Below are 7,173 nucleotides of genomic sequence, written 5' to 3' on the forward strand. Positions count from 1 at the left end.
CATTTATTCAGGTATTCAAACAGCACCGATGCCTCAACGTTTACTTAAATTAGCTGAGGCTCGGTGGTAATCAGGTAAATATTTGATCAGTCTTGCAGGTTAAAATCGCTGTTCTCTGCGTTAGATATTTTGTAATTATAGCCACTAGTTACGGTAATATCTGCCTTGATAACAACGATTTTTCCAGTGCAAATACTTGATCAACGACTTATCCAGATTGGTATTACACTTTGTATTTTAGAAAAAAGCTGCCAACAGGCAGCTTTTCTTTATTAATCGTAATGAGCAGCTAAAGTCATTCGGCTTTTGACCTGAAATTACTCATAGTACTTATCATCGATTAGTTTTTGTGGAATTGACCTACCGCTGTCAGGTGCTGCTTCTAATGCCCTCATCACCCTCATAGTCTGAGCTGTCGATGGAGTAATCGGTTTACCTGAAGAGTATTCCTGAACAATCTCAAGCGATGTATTGAAAAGCTCATCCACTACGATATCGAAGACATACCAGTATTTATCAATCCCTTCGCTTGGTGGAGTGAAAGCGGTTCGTTGGCCGTCAATATTAAGCTCAACACGCGTTTCACTTGGATTAATTGTGCCACTACTATATCGGTTTACAAAATAACTGTATGTTCCTGGTAATGGGAATTCAGGGACAGAAATAATCTCAGGCCCGTAGCCTGATGTATCATCGACATCAAGGAACATCCTTATACCTTCGACGTCAACAGTTTTATTGCTAAAGTTAATCTCGAACCGGTTGCCATCTGAATCTCTCGGCCCTGTAAAGTGGCTATCAAGGTCTCTTGGACTTGCACCCCATGTCAGTTTAATTGATGTAAATGCATCATCTAGCTCTAAACAATCATTAATTGTTTGGTCTTGGTCAGTTGTACTGATTGACCGAGTTCGGCTTTGATAATTACTTTGAGCCGAGAGAAGTACAGAGCTATTTCTTCTAACGGGTAAAGTGAATTTTCCGTTAACATTTGAGTATGTGCTTGAACGGCCATTATAATCCTGACCTTCAGCAACTATACGTGCATTTTGGACCGGCTCCCCATCAGTATCGACAACGCAGCCAGAAAGCTGGATTGTCTCAATAATAATATCAGCATTCCAGGTGGTGAAGTGGCTCACATACCCGAGGTAGTAATCTCCCCCACTCGCCGTAACCAGTTGCGCTTCCCCTTCTTCTATCCACACACCTGCTACAGTATCGTAGTAGTAAAGAGGTATGGTACTAGGAGGGTTGCTGCCTGACACTGGAATTCGAATTTCTGCTTGAGTATTCTCATCAAGATTTAATGCATTCCCACTTTCATCTTCGAAAGTAACTGTAATCGCTCCAAAAGACTCAATGGGTACAAGGGTTCCGCTATTGTCTACCGGTGTTACCATGTCACCAGGCATTAAATCGATGTTTAACGTCGGGTCAATAATCGTCACTTCAGCGACCGCATTCGTCACTGTATTACCATTGGAGTCCACTAAACTGTTGCTTGGAAGATCAACAATCGTTTGGCCTTCAACAGTAAGTTGCTGTGCATTTTGATTATCCAATGCGATGATATCATGAACAGGTGCGAGCCGAAGTTGATGGGTAACACCTAACTCCCCGACTCCGAAAGCAATTGAGTTTTCACTATAACCTGCACTATCGGCAGATAGGACATACCTATCACCGGTCATAAGATCTAGAACTCTCGCCGTGAATACCCCTTCAGAGTCACTTTGTGTCTCTTCAATGAGTACTCCATCAACAGAGAGGGTAATAGTGGCACCGTCAACAGGGGTGTTGGTATAAAAGTTGATTACCTCACCACTCGTACTAACATAAACTTCCTCTGTTAGTTCAAAGCTAACTTGCGCAGTTTGAATATCATTCCCTTCACCGACAGTTACTTCAATTTTAATTTGCGAGCTATTAGTCAGCTCTGAAGCAGAAGTAAAACTCAATTGTCCAGTGTTTGAAACAGTTAGTCCTTCCGGTGCCTCAATCAAATCAAACTGCAGATCTGGATAACCAACAATTACATTTGGATTATCAACAACAAGCTGATAATTAAATTGTTCACCAGACTCAACCGTTTGATCTGGTACAGGCTCAATATCTAATGGGAGGATAATCGGCTTAACTGAAATATTGAAACTTTGCGGCGGAGCTTCATAAGTAAAACTATTATTTTGCCCCCTAATCGTCAATGTCACATCACCAGATGTCAGAACGCCACGCTCTGGTGTCCAAGTTACACGTCCATCACCTGAGACTTGCATCCCTGATGGTGCATTGCCTAGGACATATGAGATCTTGTCATTTGATACATTGGCTTCAAGTAATACCTGATAAGTATATGTTTGATTTTCATTTCCTTGGGTGCCCGGTGTTGATAAAAGCTTGAATAATGGCTTTTGCACCAAACTAAAACTGGTCGTAACAACTTGATCTGAGCCAACTCTATTATCAGCCACTCGCAATGTAACATTTTCGCTTAAGTCTTCTGTTACCCTAGACTGAAAAAGAATAGTGCCAGATGCATCAACAGAAAGCCCTTCAGGCCCCTCAATAACAGAGATTGTCACTTCATCAATGGTCGCCCCCGATACAATAACGTCGACAGACATTGTGTCACCCGCGACCAGTGTTTGGTCTGAAATCTCAGACACAACAAGTGGCGGCAAAGGATCTATCCCACCATCACTTTCTACTGTGATGGTAAAGCTCTGTGTAACTTCATCAGTAAAATCATTATTTTTACCAAGTATTTTTAATGTCACTTCACCTGATGAAATAATTCCCTGTACAGGGGTCCATGTAATGATACCTGCATCTGATACAATCATTCCCGATGGTTCATTTTCTAAGGTATAGGATATATCGCTGTTAGGTATATTTGCTAAAAGCTGAACGGTATAACTATATCCCTCTCCTTCCTTAGCCGTTGTTCCTGGAGTAGAAAGCAGTTCGAATAGTGGTTTCTCAGTTAATTCAAAGCTAATTTCTACGCTTTGATCTGACCCAGGCCTATTATCTTCTACCTTTAACACGACATCGAGTGATAACTCTTCAGTCGCTTCTGAACGATATGAAATGCTCCCAGAGCTATCAACTGTTAACCCATCGGGTCCACTTAAAACTGAAACGGTAACTTCATCCATCAAGGCTCCGGACACCTCGACTTTGCTCGACATTGAATCACCAGCGATCATGGTTTGGTTAGCAATAGGGCTGACGCTCAAATTTGCTAAAGAGCCACCATCGTCATCCCCAGAGCCACAGGCTGCTATGAAAATACTAAACATCCATATAAGAACAAATCTAACAATGCTGGTAAAAATAGACATACATGTAAAATCCCTGTTATTAAAGGTGTTATTTTTTGGCATGGATGTCACAATGTCTAGTTAACTTTACATTAATAAGCATTTCGGTGCATATGTTGAGCGCTAAGTCACGCTTTGCGATCATAATATTAATGAATGAAAAACATACAAAAAAGGAGGTTATGTCGCAAACAGGAGTACTGAGTTAGGATCTCCGTCAGCACTCATTACCTTTAGCATTATGACTATCAACGTTTCCTGTCGCCACTTTCCTTCCGACATCATCCTCCAAGTTGTTCGCTATTACGTTTCTTATAAACTCAGCTACCGTGAAATCGAAGAGATGATGGCAGAACGGGGTATCCATGTTGATCACTCAACCATCAACCGGTGGGTCATCAAATATGCGCCATTGCTGGAGCATCGAGCTCGCGTAAGAAAGAAGCCTGTCGCCTCTTCGTGGCGGATGGACGAGACTTACATTAACGTCAAAGGTCTGTGGAAGTATTACTACCGAGCCGTTGACAAGTACGGCAATGTCATTGATTTTTATTGTGTGAAAACCGTGATGAGAAAGCCGCTCGCGCCTTCCTTATTAAGGCAATAGGCCATAACGGATTACCAGAAAAGGTGGTTATTGATAAGAGTGGTGCCAATGCATTAGCGCTGCATCATATCAACGTCCAACTCTGGCTAACAGGAAGGATGCTCAACCTGATTGAAGTGCTTCAAGTTAAGTATTTGAACAACCTGATCGAGCAAAGCCACCGGAAAGTGAAAGGTAAGATGCATCAGTGCCTGGGATGGAAATATGATGAAGGAGCCCAAGCCACACTCGCTGGCATAGAGCTGTGGTCGATGATTAAAAATGGACAGCTCGACAACCGTTTGGGACGAATTCTACGCGCTTGCAGCCTAATTGCGTCTGGAAATCAGTACGCTTGTACATCAGCATAACTTTGCGACATAACGGCTAATGCCTCTTTGGTACGCATACGGATAAACTCACGTTCAATTTCACCGGCAAGGCCGAGCATAGTAGCGATGATTTTTGATTGCAGCGAACCATCAAGCTGCATGTTCTGCTTGGCAATGTATACCTTGAGTTTTTTTCCATAAATAGTTCGAGAACTTCGAGCACCTGCAGGGTCGAGCGGGCTATCCGGGTTACTTCGGCAAAGATAATGGGTAAATATTCTTCTGTAAATGTCACCGCTTTGAAGATGATCCTGATTCGCATAATCGCCTTACCTATTCGTTCTTTAACGTTCTTGAACATGAGCGTCTTTCGGACAAAGCCTAATGGACGATTATCACCTTCCTAGAAGGTGGTTTTGGCTATAAAACAACAACCTATTGACAAACCACTTGCCTGCCGACATACCGTAGACGTATATTTAAGTGTTCACTTTGTGAGCCGAGTCGTACCAGACATGACATGGATAAGTTGATGACTACAAGGAGGCGTTATGACTATCCCACCACTAAAGCGGCCTATTTCACCACTCAAATCCGCGCTGTATGCGGGGCTTACGCTTATAAGCACTTTCTCTTATTCTGCCGCAATCCTCGAAGGTGAGCGGATGCACCCTGTACAGGCTAAAAATGGCATGGTCGTTACTAGCCACTTCCTTGCGACGGAATCAGCCCAACAGGTTTTAGCTGATGGCGGCAACGCTATTGATGCAGCGGTAACCGCCGCTTTTTCTCTGGCAGTAACTCAGCCCCGTTCTGGTAATATCGGGGGTGGCGGCTTTATGCTGATCTCATCAGAAAAAGACAGCGATGTTGTGGCTATCGATTATCGGGAGAAAGCCCCAAGCAGAGCGACAACCGAAATGTTCTTGGATGATAAAGGCAATGCGGATTCTGAGCGTTCGCGCTACTCTCACCTTGCTTCAGGCGTGCCAGGCACTGTTGCAGGGCTTGCTTTGGCATTAGAAAAATACGGTACTATTACGTTAGCTGAAGCGATAGCACCAGCGATTAAGCTTGCTGAAGAAGGCTTTATTGTTACGCCACGCTTTAGCAAAGGCTTAACCGATACAAAATCCAGATTGGCGAAGTGGCCTTCAAGCAACAAAGTGTTTTATAAAGCTGATGGCAGTAATTATCAGCCTGGCGAACGTTTTGTTCAGCCAGATTTGGCTGCAACGTTAAAACGTATTGCTGCTGAAGGAGCGCAGGAATTCTATCAGGGCAGAACCGCTGAGCTATTAGTTGCAGAGATGGAAAAACACGGCGGCCTTATCTCGATGGAGGATCTCAAGGCCTACCAACCTGTGATCCGTAAACCTATTCACGGTAATTATCGTGGCTATGATGTGTATTCAATGTCACCGCCAAGCTCTGGCGGGATCCACATTGTCCAGATATTAAATATCCTCGAAGGGTTTCCGATCAATCACTTTGGTCACAATGCCGCAACGACGATTCACTTGATGGCTGAAGCAATGAAGCGTGCATATGCCGATCGCTCTTTATATCTAGGTGATGAGGATTTTATTGATGTGCCGCGAGTCGGCCTTACCGCAAAAACATATGCCGAGAAGATGCGTAATGATATTCCGGCCAACTTTGCAACCCCTAGCTCAACGCTAGCACCCGATAATCCGCTGCCGTATGAGAGTAACGAGACAACTCACTTCTCGATTGTCGATAAATATGGAAATGCGGTATCGAACACCTACACCATTAATTTTAGTTATGGCTCGGGCATTGTTGTTGACGGAGCGGGATTCTTACTCAATAACGAGATGGATGACTTCTCTGCCAAACCTGGTGTCCCAAATGCGTATGGTTTGCTCGGTGGTGAGGCAAATAAGGTTGAAGCCAACAAGCGGATGTTAAGCTCGATGTCACCCACTATCGTTAAAAAAGATGACAAGAACTTTTTAGTTACTGGGAGTCCTGGCGGGTCACGGATCATCACCACCACACTTCAGGTGATCATGAATGTTATCGACCACAATATGAACATTCAAAGTGCGGTTACTGCACCTCGGATACACCATCAATGGCTACCCGATGAGATCCGAATTGAAGACGGAATCAGCCCTGATACTATCCATAATCTTGAATCGATGGGCCACAAAGTGACCCAAAAACCATCAATGGGGGCTATTCAGTCTATCATGATTAAAGATGGTATGATGTATGGTGGTGCCGACCCAAGACGTTCAACGTCCTTAGCCAAAGGTCTATAATTCAAATAGCCTGAAAATAAAAAGCCACCTGCAGAGCAGGTGGCTTTGAATGGCCCCCTACCATGAGGGGCTAACTTTTAGTTACTCAACCCTGGATGCATTTGGCGCTCTTTTTCTGGTTCTGTCGCAAACAGGAGTGCTGGGTTAGGACTCCGTCAGCACACACAACTCTATCTTGTCTATGCTTAACAGCTCTTCTAATAGAGTGAGCATCTTAAGCTTAACCTTGGCCATAACTTGTGATGACTGAACGTTCGGACGACAGTTATCATATCCACAAAATCGGTGAGTAAGTCGCATTTACTTTGGACTTAAAACGCAAGTCAGAAGCATTAAAAAGGCCACCTGGAGGCGACCTATTCGAGTTCGATTATCGGGGAAATTTATTCCTTTGTTAGCTGCAACTGCTCAAAGTACATCCGTTTGGCTAGCGTGATTAATTCTGCCCCCCCCATTTCGAGTGATGCCAAGAGTCCGTTGAAAATCAATTCGGCCCGGGTCGCTTTTTCTTTTGCTTGTTTAATATCGTGGGCCAGTAACAGCTCGGTGACCAGGCGAACCCGTTCTTGTTTATACGAGATACAAACGCCTGCAATATCTTCATCTTCATGACGGAACTCATTGAATGCCTGCTGATAGAT

2 protein-coding genes and 3 pseudogenes are annotated in these 7,173 nt (G+C 43.8%); 2 read left to right on the forward strand and 3 right to left on the reverse strand.

Features of this window, described 5'->3' with window-relative positions:
• Positions 1-317: 317 nt before the first annotated feature.
• Positions 318-3,347 (reverse strand): carboxypeptidase regulatory-like domain-containing protein, encoded by a 3,030-nt coding sequence (locus NHN17_RS25095; RefSeq protein ID WP_255045406.1) that lies wholly within the window; start codon positions 3,345-3,347, stop codon positions 318-320.
• A 220-nt stretch (positions 3,348-3,567) separates the two neighbouring features.
• Here NHN17_RS25095 and NHN17_RS25100 point away from each other — a divergent pair.
• A pseudogene (locus tag NHN17_RS25100) lies at positions 3,568-4,245 on the forward strand (IS6 family transposase).
• Between the two features lie 37 nt (positions 4,246-4,282).
• On the opposite strand, the pseudogene NHN17_RS25105 reads toward NHN17_RS25100, so the two are convergent.
• Positions 4,283-4,512, reverse strand: a pseudogene (locus NHN17_RS25105) (recombinase family protein); the annotation flags it as partial.
• Between the two features lie 283 nt (positions 4,513-4,795).
• On the opposite strand from NHN17_RS25105, the gene ggt reads away from it, so the two are divergent.
• On the forward strand, positions 4,796-6,532 hold the full coding sequence (ggt, locus tag NHN17_RS25110; protein ID WP_255045407.1) for a gamma-glutamyltransferase: 1,737 nt from the start codon (positions 4,796-4,798) through the stop codon (positions 6,530-6,532).
• Between the two features lie 383 nt (positions 6,533-6,915).
• On the opposite strand, the pseudogene NHN17_RS25115 reads toward ggt, so the two are convergent.
• A pseudogene (locus NHN17_RS25115) lies at positions 6,916-7,173 on the reverse strand (TetR/AcrR family transcriptional regulator); the annotation flags it as partial.

The sequence above is a fragment of the Photobacterium pectinilyticum genome (assembly GCF_024357955.1).
GTDB classification, from domain to species: domain Bacteria; phylum Pseudomonadota; class Gammaproteobacteria; order Enterobacterales; family Vibrionaceae; genus Photobacterium; species Photobacterium pectinilyticum.